The sequence below is a fragment of the Streptomyces sp. NPDC088194 genome, from assembly GCF_040702025.1.
In the GTDB taxonomy this organism is placed as follows: Bacteria; Actinomycetota; Actinomycetes; order Streptomycetales; family Streptomycetaceae; genus Actinacidiphila.
In genome coordinates this window covers 37920-53055 of sequence record NZ_JBFBIV010000060.1, presented here as the reverse complement: position 1 = coordinate 53055, position 15136 = coordinate 37920, and the positions used below count along the sequence as shown (strand labels likewise).

The following is a 15136-nucleotide window of genomic DNA, read 5'->3' as shown; positions in this document are numbered from 1 at the left end:
TGCCTGTGGTCCGACGCACCCGCCCGGCTCGGACCGCCGATCGGCCGGCCGGGGACCATCTGGTGCACCGCCGCCGGGACGCGACGCGCCACCGGGGCGCGGCATGCCGGTGGAGCCGGACGTGAACGGGTTGTTGCCGGGACGCGGACCGGCCGGGCGCGGAGCGCCGGGACGGGCACCGCCCTGGCCGCCCTGCCCGGACGCGGGGCGGTTGCCGCCGGGGCGGCCGCCGTCACGCTGACCGGCGTCGCGCTGACCGCCGGCCGGAGCCGGACGGGCCGGGCGCGGACCGGGCGCGGCGCCACCGGGACGCTGGCCCTGGGCTGCCTGACCCTGGCCCTGGCCTGCGGCCGGGGTCGTGGGCGCGGACGGGGGTGCCTGGAACTCCGCGGCGGGCACGGGTGCGGCCGGCGCGGGCTTGGGCGCCGGGGCCGGCTTGGGGCCGGGGCGCGGGCCGGAACCGGACGGCGGCGTGGCGCCACCGCTCGGGGCGGCCGGGGTCACCGGACCGCCGGCCGGCTTGGGCGCCGCCGGGGCAGCCGGACGGGCCGGCGTACCCGGGGTGGGGCCGGCCGGCTTGGGGGTGCCTCCCGGGCGGCCTGCCGCCGGGGAGGGCGCCGACTTGCGCGGCGCGGACGGCTTCGCAGCGGACTTGCCGGCGCTACCGCCGCCGGGTCCCTGGAAAGCGTCAGTCAGTTTGCGGACAACCGGCGCCTCGATCGTCGAGGACGCCGAACGGACGAATTCGCCGAGTTCCTGGAGCTTGGCCATGACGACCTTGCTCTCGACTCCCATCTCCTTGGCGAGTTCGTATACCCGGACCTTAGCCACTTCGCTCCTTTTAGGTCCGGGGTGATCGTCCGCCGGACCGTCGCTACTTCATGGGCGTACTCATCGCGTACTCATCGAGTGCTCATCGCAATCTCGACCTACTTCCATCTCGCGAGGTACCTGACCGCACGGTGCATCCGTGCCGTTCTGCTTCTTACGGGTTCTACCGGTTCCTACGGGGCTGCCTGCTCGACGCACCGGCGCAACTCCGCGGTGTCCGGCGCGACCGGTCCTTTGAAGGCCCGGGCGAACGCCCGACGGCGGACCGCCAGGTCGAGGCAGGCAAGGGCAGGATGCAGATACGCACCCCGACCGGGCAGCGTACCGCGAAGATCGGGAACGCACGCGCCCCCGCTCACCGCCACACGCAGCAGATCGCTCTTGGCCGCGCGTTGACGGCAGCCGATGCACGTTCGCTCCGGGCATGCTGACGTCAGCGTCCGACCAGACACCCTTTAGTCTACCTCCCCGCGCCAACCTCACTCCTTCGAGTGGGTCAACGGACGCTTGTTCGTCCGGAACTCACAGCCTCGCCGGTCCGGCGGAGGCCGCCGGCTCAGTCCTGCTGCTCGGTGTCCGGCCTGATGTCGATCCGCCACCCGGTCAGCCGCGCGGCGAGCCGGGCGTTCTGGCCCTCCTTGCCGATCGCCAGCGAGAGCTGGTAGTCGGGCACGGTCACCCGGGCGGACCGGGCGGCGGCATCCACCACCTCGACGTGGGAGACCCGGGCCGGCGACAGCGCGTTCGCCACCATGTCCGCGGGGTCGTCCGACCAGTCCACGATGTCGATCTTCTCACCGTGCAACTCGGCCATCACCGCGCGCACCCGGGCGCCCATCGGGCCGATGCACGCGCCCTTGGCGTTCAGCCCGGAGCGGGTGGAGCGCACCGCGATCTTCGTACGGTGCCCGGCCTCGCGGGCGATCGCCTCGATCAGCACCGAGTTGTCGGCGATCTCGGGCACCTCCAGGGCGAAGAGCTTCTTCACCAGGTTCGGGTGGGTGCGCGAGAGGGTCACGGAGGGGCCGCGGGTCCCCTTGGCGACGCGCACCACGTAGGCGCGCAGCCGGGTGCCGTGGGCGTAGTCCTCGCCGGGGACCTGCTCCTGCACCGGCAGGATCGCCTCCAGCTTGCCGATGTCGACCAGCACGTTCTTGGGGTCCTTGCCCTGCTGGACGACGCCGGTGACGATGTCGCCCTCCCGGCCGGCGTACTCCCCGAAGGTGACGTCGTCCTCCGCGTCGCGCAGCCGCTGCAGGATCACCTGCTTGGCGGTGGAGGCGGCGATCCGGCCGAAGCCGCTGGGGGTGTCGTCGAACTCGCGCGGCTCGGCGCCCTCCCCCGCCTCCTCCTGGTCCTCGGTCGCCCATACGGTGATCTGACCGCTGGTCCGGTCCAGCTCGACCCGGGCCCGGCGGTGGCTGCCCGGCTCGCGGTGGTACGCGATGAGGAGTGCCGACTCGATCGCCTCGACCAGCAGGTCGAACGAGATCTGCCGTTCGGTCACCAAGCCCCGCAGGGCCTTCATGTCGATGTCCACGGCTACGCCTCCTCAGTGCTCTCGTCGTCTTCGTCTTCGACGGTCTCGTCGCCGCCGTCCGTCTCGTCGTCCACCTCGTCGTCGGCGCTGTCGTCGGCGCCGCCGCTCTTGCGGTTGAACTCGACCTCGACCCGCGCCCTGGCGATCTCGCCGAAGTCCGCCCGGGCCGGCTTGGGCTTGCGGCCCTTGACGCCCGGGACCTCCAGGTCGAGGCCCTCGTCGTCCACCGCCATGATCCGCGCGATCAGCTCTCCGCGCTCCTTGAGCTGGAGCTTGACCAGGCGGCCGGCGTTGCGGCGGAAGTGCCGCGGCTCGGTCAGCGGACGATCGGTGCCGGGTGAGCTCACCTCGAGGACGTACTCGGTCTCGCCCATGGCGTCGGACGCGTCGAGGGCCTGCGACATCGCGCGGCTCAGCTCGGCCACGGCGTCGAGCTGCACGCCGTCCTCCGCGTCCACGACGACCATCAGCTGCCGGCGCTTGCCCGCCGCCGACACCGTGACCTCTTCCAGCTCCAGTCCCGCCTCGCCGACCAGCGGCTCAAGCAGTGCGCGCAGCCTCTCGCTGTGGGTGGTGCTCATCCGGGTGACTCCTCGGCCGCGTCTGCTGTTGTCATGGAAGGTCGCGTGTTGGACCGCACTTTACCCGAGTTCGACCACCCCCCGAACGCGCTGCGGGGCGGCCGCCCGGACGCCGCCGCGTCACCCCTACACTCCCTGTCATGATCCCGAAGCTGACCCGGCGTAGCGCCGTGGCCATGGCAACCGTCGGTGTGGTGGCGGGGTGCTCCGGCGGCCGGGGCAGTGCCTCCACCGCCGTGCGGGCCGACGACGCGCCGGACGCGGCGCGGCAGGCACGCGAGGCCCGGGACAGCACCGCACTGGTCGCGCGGTACGACGCGGTGATCGCGGCGTACCCGACACTGGCCGCGCGGCTGGCACCGCTGCGGGCGGACACCGCCGCGCATGTGCGGGCCTTCGGCGGCCGGGCCCCCGCCGCCCCGTCGTCTCCGGCGTCCGGCAACGGCAACGGCAACGGCAACAGCAACAGCAACAGCAACAGCAACAGCAACAGCACGGGGTCTCCGGCGACTCCCGCCTCCACGGGCTCGGCGTCCGCCGTGCCCGCCACCGCCGACAAGGCCCTGGCCGCGCTCGCCGCCGCCGAGCGCGCGCTCGCCGACCGCCGGTCCGCCACACTGCTCGACGCGCCGGGCGCCCTCGCCCGGCTGCTCGCCTCGGTGGCCGCGGCAGGCGCGGGCCATGTCGTCCTGCTCGGCCGCCCGGCCGGAAAGTGAGCGCACGGTGAGCACGATCGTCGACGCCGCGCAGGCCGCCCTCGCGGCAGAACACGCGGCCGTCTACGGCTACAGCGTGGTCGGCGGCAAGGTGGCCGACTCCCGCAAGGCCGAGGCGCGGCAGGCGTACGACGCGCACCGCGCCCGCCGGGACTCGATGGCCCGCACCGTGACGGACCTGGGCGCGGTCCCGGTGGCCGCTGCCGCCGGCTACCGGCTCCCCTTCGCGGTGACCGGGTCCGCCGACGCGCTGCGGCTGGCCGGGTACCTGGAGGAGCACGTCGCGGGCGCCTACGGCGACCTGGTGGCGGCGGCGATAGGCGGGATACGGCAGGACGCGGCGGGCGCGCTGCGCGAGGCGGCGGTGCGTGCCGTGCGCTGGACCGGCGGCGGCGTAGCCTTCCCGGGGTTGACCGAGGAGCGCTGACCGGCGGGCCGCAGGGGGCGTACGACGGAGGGAACGCGACACGATGAGCGCAGCGGCGCACGAGGGCGGCGGCGAGGGCGACCGGTCGGCGGACCTGGCCCTCGAACCGCCCGAGCGACTCACCCGCACCGTCACCGCTTGGGAGGGCGAGGCCGGTCGCGCGTGGCTGGCCCGGCTGCCGGAGACCGTCGCCGGCTACCTCGACCGGTGGGGGCTCACCGCGGAGCGGGTCTTCGCCGCGGGCGGCCAGATCAGCATGATCGTGCTGGTCCGCACGGACGACGGCACGCCGGCGGTGCTCAAGGTCGGCATGGTCAACCGGGAGACCGCGCAGGAGCACGCGGCGCTCGCGCACTGGGGCGGGCGCGGCGCCGTACGCCTGCTGCGGGCCGATCCGGAGCAGGGCGCGATGCTGCTGGAGCGGCTGCACGCCGACGTGTCGCTGCGCTCGCTCGCCGAACCGAAGGCGATGCTCGAAGCCGCCGGGGTGCTCCAGCGGCTGTGGGTGGCACCCGCCGACGCGCACCCGTTCACCACGGTCGAGGAGTACACCGGCGCGCTGGTGCCGCTGCTGCGGGAGCGGCGCGGGCAGCCGTACGCCGAGGACGCGCGGCCGCTGATCGACGAGGCGCTGGCCCGCTGGGAGAGCCTGGTCGGCACCGCCCCCGAGGCGGTGCTGCTGCACGGCGACTACCACCACGGGAACGTGCTGGCCGGGGACCGCATGCCATGGCTGGCGATCGACCCCAAGCCGCTCGTCGGCGAGCGGGCGTACGACCTGGCGTGGCTGGTACGGGACCGGCTCTCCACGCTCGCCGCGCAGCCGGGTTCCCGGGCGGCGGCCCGGCGGCGCCTGGCGAAGCTGGCGGATTCCCTCGAGGTGGACCCGGAACGGCTCCGCGGCTGGGCGTTCTTCCGTGCGGTCGAGGCGGGCGTGTGGGGGTTGGCGGTCGGTGGCCGCGAAGACGGCGAGCTGCTCCTGGAGTTCGCGACCTGGTTGTAGCCGTTTCGGCTCCCCGCAGCGGAGCGCCGCGCGTGCGGTACGGCTCCCCGCCGCGGCATGCCGCGCGCCACTCCCGAGTGCCACCCGGTGACCGGTTGCCCGCGCAGTTCCCCGCGCCCCTTCGGCTACACGCCATCCTGGCCAACGCCAGTCCCCGGCCACAGGCCGGTCAGTGGCCGCCCGAGCGGCTCCCCGCCACGGCGTGCCGGGCGCCGCTCCCGGGTGCCGCCCGGTGGTCCGCGCCCCTTCGGCTACGCGCCGTCCTGGCCGACGCCAGTCCCCGGCCACAGGCCGGTCAGTGGCCGGTCGCGCAGTTCCCCGCGCCCCTGGATTTCCGCGGCTTTTCCGCGAAAAGAGTGTCACCGGCCCAGCGGCAGGGGTATTTCCCGGCGAAGCCAAGGGGAGAGCCTGAGCGTCAGGCCACCCACCGGCGGGATGGCGAAGGCCCGACCGCAAGGGGCAATCACCCAGGGGCGCGGGGAACTGCGCGGCCGGCTCACCACCGGGGGGTGGTCCCTGAACCGACAGGACACCGGGCCCCGGGGGGTCAGGCACCCCGGAGACGGGCGACCGCGTCGGTCAGGGGGAGGTCCTCACGGGTGCCGGTGCGGCGGTCGCGGAGTTCGAGGACGTCGTCGGCCGCGCGGCGGCCGGCAACGAGCACACGGGGCACCCCGATCAACTCGGCGTCCGTGAACTTCGCCCCCGGCGATACCCCGTCGCGGTCGTCGAGGAGGACCCGCAGCCCGGCGGCGTCGAGTTCGTCGGCCGCGCGGGCGGCAAGCTCGGCCGCGCCCCCCTTGCCCGCGGCGACCACGTGGACGTCGGCGGGGGCGACCTCGGCGGGCCAGCACAACCCGTGGGCGTCGGCGGTCTGCTCGGCGAGGGCGGCGACGGCGCGGGAGACCCCGATGCCGTAGCAGCCCATGGTGACGCGGGCCGGCTTGCCGTCGGGGCCGAGGACGTCGAGGCGGAAGACGTCGGCGTACTTGCGGCCGAGCTGGAAGATGTGGCCGATCTCGATGGCGCGGTCCAGCCGCAGCCCGGCGCCGCAGCGGGGACAGGGGTCGCCGGCCTCGACGGTGACGACATCGAGGTGGCGGTCGACGGTGAAGTCACGGCCGCACACCACGTTGGCGGCGTGCCGGCCGGGCTTGTTGGCGCCGGTGACCCAGGCGGTGCCGGCGGCGACCCGGGGATCGGCGAGGTAGCGGATGCCCAGCGTGCTCAGGCCCTGCGGGCCGACGTAGCCGCGTACCAGGTCGGGCCGGGCGGCGAAGTCCTCGGCGGTGACGATCTCGACGGTGGCGGGGGCGAGGTGCTCGGCGAGCTTGCCGAGGTCCACCTCGCGGTCGCCGGGCACGCCGACCGCGGTGATCTCGCCGTCGACCTTCACCAGCAGGTTCTTCAGGATCGCGGCGGCGGGCACCGACACCGCGGCGGCCAGCGCCTCGACGGTGGCGGTGCCGGGGGTGTCCAGTTCCTCGACCGGGCCGGGGTCGGCCGCCGCGGGGACCTGCGCGGTGAAGACGACTGCTTCGGTGTTGGCGGCGTAGTCGCACTCCGGGCAGTCCGCGAAGGTGTCCTCGCCGGCCGCGGCGGGCGCCAGGAACTCCTCGGACGCGGAGCCGCCCATCGCCCCGGACACCGCGGAGACGATCCGGAAGTCCAGGCCGAGCCGGCGGAAGATCCGGGTGTACGCCTCGCGGTGCAGCCGGTACGCCTCGGCGAGCCCCTCCGGCGCGAGGTCGAAGGAGTAGGCGTCCTTCATCTGGAACTCGCGGCCGCGCAGCACCCCGGAGCGAGGCCGGGCCTCGTCGCGGTACTTGGTCTGGATCTGGTAGAGGATCACCGGCAGGTCGCGGTAGGAGGTGACCTGGTCCTTCACCAGCAGGGTGAAGCTCTCCTCGTGGGTGGGCCCGAGGACGTAGTCGGTCCCCTTGCGGTCGGTGAGCGTGAAGAGCAGGTCGCCGTACTCGTCGGCGCGGCCGGTGGCGTCGTACGTCTCGCGGGGCAGCAGCGCGGGCAGCAGCACCTCCTGGCCGCCGATCGCGTCCATCTCCTCGCGGACGATCCGGGACACGTTGTCCAGCACGCGCTTGCCCAGCGGCAGCCAGCTCCACACTCCCGCCGACGAGCGGCGTACGTACCCGGCCCGGACCAGCAGCTTGTGGCTGGTGGTCTCCGCGTCGGCCGGGTCGTCACGCAACGTCTTGAGCAGCAGCCTGGACATGCGCAGGACCATCGTGTTCTCCGTGTTCCTCGAAGGTCCGGCGAGGATATCCAGCGGGCGGGCGGGGGCCGTAGCGGTTATTCCGGGCGGCGCGACAGCGGCAGCGGGGCGCCCATCACGGCGTAGGGGCGGGGCGCGCTGGGGAAGTGCACGGGGCGGGCCAGGTCGCGGTAGCCGAGCGCGCGGTACAGATGGCGGGCGGGGCTCTCGCCGTCGATCGCGGAGAGGATGCTGCGCGGCTCGGTGGCGGTGTCGGTGATCTCGGTGATCAGCCGGCGGCCGATGCCGCGGGACTGGAAGTCGGGCAGCACATGCAGTTCGGTGATCACGAAGGAGTCGTCGAGCCAGCCGTCGTTGCCCTGCGCGCGCAGGTACGGCTGGACCACGCTCGACCACCAGTGCGCGCGGTCGTTGGGCAGGCCGTAGACGAAGCCGACCATCCGGCCGTCGGATGTGCTGTGTGCGGCCAGCGCCCGCGCGCCCGTGCACGCCAGGTGACGCAGCACGATCTGCCGGCGGATCGCGACCTCCTCCGGCCCGAGCCCGAACGCCACCGCCTGCACGCCCAGCGCCTCGTCCACGTGCTCGCTGAGCGCACACGGGCCGACCACCACGTTCTCCATGACGCGCGACCCTATCGCCTCCCGCCCGCCCCCTCCTCCCGGGCACCGGGCGAGGTCTCCTCCGGGGCTCAGAACAACACGGACATCAGGGCGCCGACTTCCGTGAAGCCGACGCGGTGGTAGGCGGCGCGGGCGGGGGTGTTGAAGTCGTTGACGTAGAGGCTGGCGACGGGGGCGACGTCGCGCAGGGCGTAGTGCAGGACCGCGGCCATGCCGGTCTCGGACAGGCCGCGGCCGCGGTGCGAGGGGGCGACCCAGACGCCCTGGATCTGGCAGGTGTGCCGGGTGACGGCGCCGATCTCGGCCTTGAAGACCACCTCGCCGTCCTCGATCCGGGCGAACGCCCGCCCCGCGGAGACGAGTTCGGCGACCCGCGCCTGGTAGAGCAGCCCACCGTCGCCGGCCATCGGCGAGACGCCGACCTCCTCGGTGAACATGGCCACGCAGGCGGGCATGATCACCTCCATCTCGTTGCGCTGCACCCGGCGGACGAGCGGGTCGGGGGCCACGTCGGCGGGCAGCGCGCGGGTGGTCATCAGGGGCTGCCGGGCGCGCACCTCGCGGGCGGGACCCCAGTACGGTTCGAGCCGTGCCCACAGGTCGGCGGTGGCGTCGACCGGGCCGACGATCGACGAGCAGCGGCGGCCGGCCCTGCGGGCGCGGTCGGCGAACGCGCTGACGGCCTCGGGGGTGGCGCAGATCGGCACGAGGTTGGCGCCCGCGTAGCAGAGCGAGGTGAGGCGGCCGGCGGAGTACCAGCCCCACATCTCGCCGCCGAGCCGCCAGGGGTCGAGGCCGGCGATGTTGACCCGCGAGGTGACGAACGCGTTGGCGACCGGGTCCCGGTCCAGGACCGCGAGGGCGGCGTCGAGATCGCCCGGTTCGAGGACGCGGGCGGTCGGTTGGGTCAGCACGGGCGCGCCTGACCGTACGGTCCGCGCTCCTCGGCGGACGAGGTCAGCGGGCACCGCGGGCGGCTGCGGTCGGGTGCGCCGGGTGCCGCGTTCGGTGCCCCGAACGCGGCACCCGGCCGGAGACGTGCGGTCAGGAGACGCTCACCTGCGGCTCACCGGACGCGGCACCGGCCGCCTCCATCTGCTCGGCCAGCTTCATGGCCTCCTCGATCAGGGTCTCGACGATCTGCGACTCGGGCACGGTCTTGATGACCTCGCCCTTGACGAAGATCTGCCCCTTGCCGTTGCCGGAGGCGACACCGAGGTCGGCCTCGCGGGCCTCGCCGGGGCCGTTGACGACGCAGCCCATCACGGCGACGCGCAGCGGGACCTCCATGCCGTCCAGGCCGGCGGAGACCTGGTCGGCGAGCTTGTAGACGTCGACCTGAGCGCGGCCGCAGGACGGGCAGGAGACGATCTCCAGGCGGCGCTGGCGCAGGTTCAGCGACTCCAGGATCTGGATGCCGACCTTGACCTCCTCGGCGGGCGGCGCGGACAGCGAGACCCGGATGGTGTCGCCGATGCCCTCGGCGAGCAGCGCGCCGAAGGCGACCGCGGACTTGATGGTGCCCTGGAAGGCCGGCCCCGCCTCGGTGACGCCGAGGTGCAGGGGGTAGTCGCACTGCTGCGCGAGCTGCCGGTAGGCGTTGACCATGACCACCGGGTCGTTGTGCTTCACGGAGATCTTGATGTCGCGGAAGTCGTGCTCCTCGAAGAGCGACGCCTCCCACAGCGCGGACTCGACCAGCGCCTCGGGGGTGGCCTTGCCGTACTTCTCCAGCAGCCGGCGGTCCAGCGAGCCGGCGTTGACGCCGATCCGGATCGGCACGCCCGCCGCCGAGGCGGCCTTGGCGATCTCCTTGACCTTGTCGTCGAACTGCTTGATGTTGCCGGGGTTGACCCGGACCGCCGCGCAGCCCGCGTCGATCGCCGCGAAGACGTACTTCGGCTGGAAGTGGATGTCGGCGATGACCGGGATCTGGGACTTCCGGGCGATGGTGGCGAGCGCGTCGGCGTCGTCCTGGGTGGGGCAGGCGACCCGGACGATCTGGCAGCCGGACGCGGTCAGCTCGGCGATCTGCTGGAGGGTGGCGCCGATATCGGAAGTGCGGGTGGTGGTCATCGACTGCACGGAGACCGGCGCGTCGCCGCCCACCGCGACGCTCCCGACCTGGATCTGACGGCTTTTGCGGCGGTCGGCGAGTTTGGTCGGAACATCCGGCATACCGAGCGAAATCGCGGTCATCTGCGTGGCATCCCCAAGGTGTGGAACGAGGTCCCGTCGTGGGCGGGCTCCAGCATCGAGATTACGACACCCCGCCCACGACTCTCACCCGGCTCGGGCCATTACGAACTCAGTTTGACCGGGTTGACCACATCCGCGATCAGAACCAGCAGTGTGAAGCACACGAAGATTCCGGCCACGACATAGGCGATCGGCATGAGCTTGGCCACGTCGAACGGTCCGGGGTCGGGACGGCGGAAGACCCGGGCGGCGTGTCGCCGGATCGCCTCCCACAGCGCGCCCGCGATGTGACCGCCGTCCAGCGGCAGCAGCGGGAGCATGTTGAACAGGAACAGCGACAGGTTGAAGCCGGCCACGAGCATGACCATCGTCACCACCCGGTCGATGGCGGGCGCCTTCATCGCGAAGACCTCGCCGCCGACCCGGGCCGCGCCGACCACGCCCATCGGCGAGTCCGCCTTGCGCGGCGCGTGGTGGAAGGCCGCGTTCCACAGGTCGGGGATGCGCTTGGGCAGCGAGACCAGCGAGTCGACGCCCTGCTTGGCCATGTCGCCCATGTGGTCGACGGAGTCGGCGAAGCCGAGCGGCTGGATGTGGCTGGCCGGGCTGAAGCCGAGGAAGCCGGCCTTCACCGGGTTGCCGTCGGTCGGGTTGCCGTCGCTGTCGGTCTTGGCCACCGTGTTGGTGGTGATGTCCGGGTGCAGGGTGACCCGCTGGCCGTGCCGCAGCACCACGATGGTGGCCGGTCCCGCGCCCTTGCGGATGTCCTCCGACAGCTCCGACCAGTTCTTCACCGGCTTGCCGTTGAACTCCACGAACTTGTCGCCCGCCTTGAGCCCGGCGGTCTTGGCCGGCGCCACCGGGTCGGACGCGCGGCACGGGTTGTTCGCGTCGCGGTGGGAGGTGTCGGCCTGCGAGATCACGCAGTCGCTGACCTGGCCGACCACGGTGGTCGACATGCTGATGCCGAAGCCCATGAAGACGGTGAGGAACAGCGCGACGGCGAGCACGAGGTTCATGAACGGCCCGGCGAACATGACGATGACGCGCTTCCACGGCTTGCGCGTGTAGAACATCCGCGTCTCGTCGCCCGGTTGGAGCTCCTCGTACGCGGCGGTCCTGGCGTCCTCGATCATGCTGCGCCACGGCGAGGTGGAGCGGGCGGTGATCCGGCCGTCCTCACCGGGCGGGAACATGCCGATCATCCGGATGTAGCCGCCCAGCGGGATCGCCTTGAAGCCGTACTCGGTGTCGCCCTTCTTGCGCGACCACAAGGTGGGGCCGAAGCCGACCATGTACTGCGGTACGCGGATCTTGAAGATCTTGGCCCAGGTCAGGTGGCCCAACTCGTGCCACGCGATGGAGATCATCAGACCGACGGCGAAGACGACTATGCCGAGGACCGTCATGAGAGCCGTCATACGCCTGCTGCCTCCGTTGCTTGCGCCAGTTCACCGGCCCGGGCCCGCGCCCAGGTCTCCGCTTCGAGGACGTCCTCGACCGTCAGTCGAGTTCCCGACGCCGGCGTGCCGTGCTCCTCGACGACCCTGGCCACGGTGTCCACGATCCCGGTGAACGGCAGCCGGCCGGTGCGGAATGCTTCGACGCATTCCTCGTTGGCCGCGTTGAACACCGCGGGCGCGGTGCCTCCGAGGCTACCGACATGTCGGGCCAGTGCGACGGAAGGGAACGCGTCGTTGTCGAGCGGGAAGAACTCCCAGGTGGCCGCTTTCGTCCAGTCGACGCCCGGCGCGGCGTCCGGCACCCGGTGCGGCCAGCCCAGGCCCAGCGCGATCGGCATCCGCATGTCCGGCGGGCTGGCCTGCGCGAGGGTGGAGCCGTCGGCGAACTCCACCATCGAGTGGATGTAGGACTGCGGGTGGACGACGACCTCGATCCGGTCGAACGGCACGTCGAAGAGCAGGTGCGCCTCGATCACCTCGAGGCCCTTGTTGACCAGGGTCGCGGAGTTGATCGTCACCACCGGCCCCATGTCCCAGGTCGGGTGGGCCATGGCCTGCTCGACGGTGACGCCGGCCAACTCGGCGCGGGTGCGGCCGCGGAACGGCCCGCCGGAGGCGGTGACCACCAGCTTGCGGACCTCGGCCCGGCTGCCGCCCAGCAGCGCCTGGAAGAGCGCGGAGTGCTCGGAGTCCACCGGCACCACCTGGCCGGGCCTGGCGAGCGCCTTCACCAGCGGGCCGCCGACGATCAGCGACTCCTTGTTGGCGAGAATCAGCACCCGGCCGGCGGCCAGCGCGGCGAGCGTGGGACGCAGGCCGATGGAGCCGGTGATGCCGTTGAGCACGGAGTGGCACTCCAGGCCGGCGAGCTCGGTGGCGGCCTGCGGCCCGGCCAGGATCTCCGGAAGCGGCCGGCTGCCGTACCGCTCGGCCAGCGCCTCGCGCAGCGCGGGCAGCGCCTTCTCGTCGGCGACGGCGACGGTGCGCACCTCCAACCGGTGCGCCTGCTCGGCCAGCAGCGCGACCCGCCCGCCCGCGGCCGACAGCGCGACCACGCGGAACCGGTCGGGGTTGCGCAGCACCACGTCGATCGCCTGGGTGCCGATCGACCCGGTCGAACCGAGGATCACGATGTCCCGGGGCCCGTCGTCGGGTCCGGCGGGGACGTGCGGGCGGTAGTGGGGGTCTGCGAGAGCGTCCGTCATGGGGTCATTCTGTCCTGCCCGGCCCCTTGTCCACGCACGGGCCCGGGTCGGGCGGGGTCGCGGCGGGTGGCGGGCGGTGTACGGCGGGTGGTCGGTGTGCGCCCCGGTGCGCGGGCCGGTGCGGCGGTCCGCACGGGGCGGTGGTCAGGGTACGCCCGGCGGCTGTGGAGAGCGCCGGACGCGCGGGGGGCCGGTGGGAAGGGGTGGGAAGGGGCCGCGGAGGGGGTGCGGGCGCGGGCGGCGGGTTGACGCCCCTGCGCGTGCCGGCGCCCGCCGCGGCCGGCCCGCCACGCGGGCGAGCCGACCCGCGGGGTTCAGCGCACCGGGCGCCGTACGTTGTCGGCCGTGGACGGCCCGGGGGTCGCGTCGGCGATCCACGCGCCGTCCCGGACGGGGTCCACGATGCCCTCCTCCAGCCACTCGACCTTGCCGTCGAGGACGGCCTTGGCCAGGTGCCGGTCGGGGCCGTCGGTGTTGGCCCACAGGAGGGCGAAGAGCTCCTCCACCCGGACCCGGGACTGGCGGCAGAACGCGTCGGCCAGGCCCCGGGCGGCCGGGCCGTGCTCGCCCTCGGCGGCCAGGTACTCGGCGCGCACGCACACCGCGCTCATCGCGAACAGCTCGGCGCCGATGTCCACGATCCTGGCCAGGAAGTTCTGCTTCAGCTCCATCCGGCCCTGCCAGCGGGACATGGCGTAGAAGGTGCTGCGGGCGAGCTTGCGGGAGGTGCGCTCGATGTACCGCAGATGCCCGGCGAGGTCGCCGAACTCGGCGTAGGAGGTGGGAAGTTGGCCGGGGCCCGCGACGAGCTTCGGCAGCCAGCGGGCGTAGAACCCGCCGGCCTTGGCGCCCGCCCTGGCCTTGTCGGCGAGCGTGCTGTCGGGGTCGATGAGGTCGCCGGCGACCGACAGGTGGGCGTCGACGGCGTCGCGGGCGATCAGCAAGTGCATGATCTCGGTGGAGCCCTCGAAGATCCGGTTGATCCTCAGGTCGCGGAGCATCTGCTCGGCGGGGATCGCGCGCTCGCCGCGGGCGGCGAGCGAGTCGGCGGTCTCGAAGCCGCGGCCGCCGCGGATCTGCACCAGCTCGTCGGCCATCTTCCAGGACGCCTCGGAGCCGAAGAGCTTGGCGAGCGCGGCCTCGATCCGGATGTCGTTGCGATCCTCGTCGGCCATCTGCGAGGACAGGTCGACCACGGCCTCCAGCGCGAAGGTGGTGGCCGCCATGTACGCGATCTTCGAGCCGACCGCCTCGTGCTCGGCGATCGGCTTGCCCCACTGCTCGCGGGCCGCCGACCACTGACGGGCCACCTTCAGGCACCACTTGGCCGCACCGACACAGGCCGCGGGCAGCGAGAGCCGGCCGGTGTTGAGGGTGGTCAGCGCGATCTTCAGGCCGGCGCCCTCGGGGCCGATCCGGTTGGCCGCGGGCACCCGCACCTGGTGGAGCCGGGTGACGCCGTTCTCGATGCCGCGCAGCCCCATGAAGGCGTTGCGGTTCTCCACGGTGATGCCCTCGGAGTCCGCCTCGACCACGAAGGCGCTGATGCCGCCCGGGTGGCCCTCGGAGCGCGGCACCCGGGCCATCACCACCAGCAGGTCGGCGACGACGCCGTTGGTGGTCCACAGCTTGACGCCGTCGAGCAGGTAGTCGTCGCCGTCGGGCACGGCGGTGGTGGCCAGCCGGGCCGGGTCCGAGCCGACGTCCGGCTCGGTGAGCAGGAAGGCGCTGATGTCGGTACGGGCGCAGCGCGGCAGGAACGCGTCCTTCTGCTCCTGGGTGCCGAACATCTTCAGCGGCTGCGGCACGCCGATCGACTGGTGGGCCGACAGCAGCGCGCCGACCGCGGGGCTCACCGAGCCGACCATGGCCAGCGCCTTGTTGTAGTACACCTGGGTGAGGCCGAGACCGCCGTAGGACTCGTCGATCTTCATGCCGAACGCGCCCAGTTCCTTCAGGCCGCGCACCACCTCGTCGGGGATCAGCGCGTCGCGCTCGATCCGGGCGCTGTCCACCTCGGCGCGCAGGAAGTCGCCGAGCTGCGCCAGGAACGCCTCGCCCTTGGCCACCGCCTCGGGCGCGGGCAGCGGGTGGGGGTGGATCAGGTCGAGCCGGAACCGGCCGAGGAACAGCTCCTTGGCGAAGCTGGGCTTGTGCCAGTCCTGCTCGCGGGCGGCCTCGGCCACCTGCCGGGCTTCGCGTTCTGAGACGTTGCGTGTTGCGGTGGGTGCGGACACGGTGTGTGTCACCTCCGGGTAGGCCGGCTTCGAACCGGTGCTCCGTGTCCGTACTACCCCATGTCCGGCATACCAGCC

At 73.0% G+C, this 15136-nt stretch carries 14 protein-coding genes; 3 read left to right on the top strand and 11 right to left on the bottom strand.

The genetic code is table 11. The features are described from left to right. The 4 genes from AB0399_RS28040 to rimP form a co-directional block, all read right to left on the bottom strand. Positions 1-831, bottom strand: an 831-nt coding sequence (locus AB0399_RS28040; RefSeq protein ID WP_366413237.1) for a translation initiation factor IF-2 N-terminal domain-containing protein, incomplete at its 3' end; no start/stop codon positions are given. Positions 832-1004: 173 nt separating this feature from the next. Next, positions 1005-1283: a YlxR family protein gene (locus tag AB0399_RS28035; protein ID WP_328470112.1), complete on the bottom strand. Its 279-nt coding sequence runs from the start codon at positions 1281-1283 to the stop codon at positions 1005-1007. Between the two features lie 104 nt (positions 1284-1387). Then, on the bottom strand, positions 1388-2371 hold the full coding sequence (nusA, locus tag AB0399_RS28030; protein WP_328470110.1) for a transcription termination factor NusA: 984 nt from the start codon (positions 2369-2371) through the stop codon (positions 1388-1390). A gap of 2 nt (positions 2372-2373) precedes the next feature. Beyond that, on the bottom strand, positions 2374-2952 hold the full coding sequence (gene rimP, locus AB0399_RS28025) for a ribosome maturation factor RimP (RefSeq protein WP_329364121.1): 579 nt from the start codon (positions 2950-2952) through the stop codon (positions 2374-2376). A 140-nt stretch (positions 2953-3092) separates the two neighbouring features. On the opposite strand from rimP, the gene AB0399_RS28020 reads away from it, so the two are divergent. The 3 genes from AB0399_RS28020 to AB0399_RS28010 are packed head-to-tail and all read left to right on the top strand — an operon-like array spanning position 3093 to position 5098. Next, entirely contained in the window at positions 3093-3668 is a 576-nt protein-coding gene (locus tag AB0399_RS28020) for a hypothetical protein (RefSeq protein WP_366413236.1), read from the top strand. Then, positions 3634-4095 (top strand): ferritin-like domain-containing protein, encoded by a 462-nt coding sequence (locus AB0399_RS28015; protein ID WP_366413235.1) that lies wholly within the window; start codon positions 3634-3636, stop codon positions 4093-4095. The genes AB0399_RS28020 and AB0399_RS28015 overlap by 35 nt, the downstream gene beginning before the upstream one ends. Before the next feature lie 43 nt (positions 4096-4138). Then, on the top strand, positions 4139-5098 hold the full coding sequence (locus tag AB0399_RS28010) for an aminoglycoside phosphotransferase family protein (RefSeq protein ID WP_329364124.1): 960 nt from the start codon (positions 4139-4141) through the stop codon (positions 5096-5098). A gap of 547 nt (positions 5099-5645) precedes the next feature. Here the strand turns inward: AB0399_RS28010 and AB0399_RS28005 are convergent. The 7 genes from AB0399_RS28005 to AB0399_RS27975 all read right to left on the bottom strand — a co-directional run bounded on the left by AB0399_RS28005 (position 5646) and on the right by AB0399_RS27975 (position 15058). Next, positions 5646-7343 (bottom strand): proline--tRNA ligase, encoded by a 1698-nt coding sequence (locus AB0399_RS28005; RefSeq protein WP_366413234.1) that lies wholly within the window; start codon positions 7341-7343, stop codon positions 5646-5648. A gap of 65 nt (positions 7344-7408) precedes the next feature. Continuing rightward, complete coding sequence (locus AB0399_RS28000) at positions 7409-7954, bottom strand: GNAT family N-acetyltransferase (RefSeq protein WP_328470098.1); 546 nt, start codon at positions 7952-7954, stop codon at positions 7409-7411. 68 nt (positions 7955-8022) lie between these two features. Then, entirely contained in the window at positions 8023-8868 is an 846-nt protein-coding gene (locus AB0399_RS27995; protein WP_329364126.1) for a GNAT family N-acetyltransferase, read from the bottom strand. A gap of 130 nt (positions 8869-8998) precedes the next feature. Continuing rightward, on the bottom strand, positions 8999-10153 hold the full coding sequence (ispG, locus tag AB0399_RS27990) for a flavodoxin-dependent (E)-4-hydroxy-3-methylbut-2-enyl-diphosphate synthase (RefSeq protein ID WP_328470094.1): 1155 nt from the start codon (positions 10151-10153) through the stop codon (positions 8999-9001). A 101-nt stretch (positions 10154-10254) separates the two neighbouring features. After that, complete coding sequence (locus AB0399_RS27985) at positions 10255-11574, bottom strand: site-2 protease family protein (RefSeq protein WP_329364127.1); 1320 nt, start codon at positions 11572-11574, stop codon at positions 10255-10257. Beyond that, positions 11571-12821, bottom strand: coding sequence for a 1-deoxy-D-xylulose-5-phosphate reductoisomerase (gene dxr, locus AB0399_RS27980; protein WP_366413233.1), 1251 nt, complete (start codon positions 12819-12821; stop codon positions 11571-11573). Before dxr ends, AB0399_RS27985 begins: the two co-directional genes overlap by 4 nt. 314 nt (positions 12822-13135) lie before the next feature. Continuing rightward, entirely contained in the window at positions 13136-15058 is a 1923-nt protein-coding gene (locus AB0399_RS27975; RefSeq protein WP_366413232.1) for an acyl-CoA dehydrogenase family protein, read from the bottom strand. Positions 15059-15136 lie beyond the last annotated feature (78 nt).

Bases quoted from the DNA above. Each gene is read 5' to 3' on its own strand.
- rimP (WP_329364121.1), bottom strand. From the start codon at position 2,952: ATGAGCACCACCCACAGCGAGAGGCTGCGCGCACTGCTTGAGCCGCTG.
- AB0399_RS28020 (WP_366413236.1), top strand. From the start codon at position 3,093: ATGATCCCGAAGCTGACCCGGCGTAGCGCCGTGGCCATGGCAACCGTC.
- AB0399_RS28015 (WP_366413235.1), top strand. From the start codon at position 3,634: ATGTCGTCCTGCTCGGCCGCCCGGCCGGAAAGTGAGCGCACGGTGAGC.
- AB0399_RS28010 (WP_329364124.1), top strand. From the start codon at position 4,139: ATGAGCGCAGCGGCGCACGAGGGCGGCGGCGAGGGCGACCGGTCGGCG.
- AB0399_RS28005 (WP_366413234.1), bottom strand. From the start codon at position 7,343: ATGGTCCTGCGCATGTCCAGGCTGCTGCTCAAGACGTTGCGTGACGAC.
- AB0399_RS28000 (WP_328470098.1), bottom strand. From the start codon at position 7,954: ATGGAGAACGTGGTGGTCGGCCCGTGTGCGCTCAGCGAGCACGTGGAC.
- ispG (WP_328470094.1), bottom strand. From the start codon at position 10,153: ATGACCGCGATTTCGCTCGGTATGCCGGATGTTCCGACCAAACTCGCC.
- AB0399_RS27985 (WP_329364127.1), bottom strand. From the start codon at position 11,574: ATGACGGCTCTCATGACGGTCCTCGGCATAGTCGTCTTCGCCGTCGGT.
- dxr (WP_366413233.1), bottom strand. From the start codon at position 12,821: ATGACGGACGCTCTCGCAGACCCCCACTACCGCCCGCACGTCCCCGCC.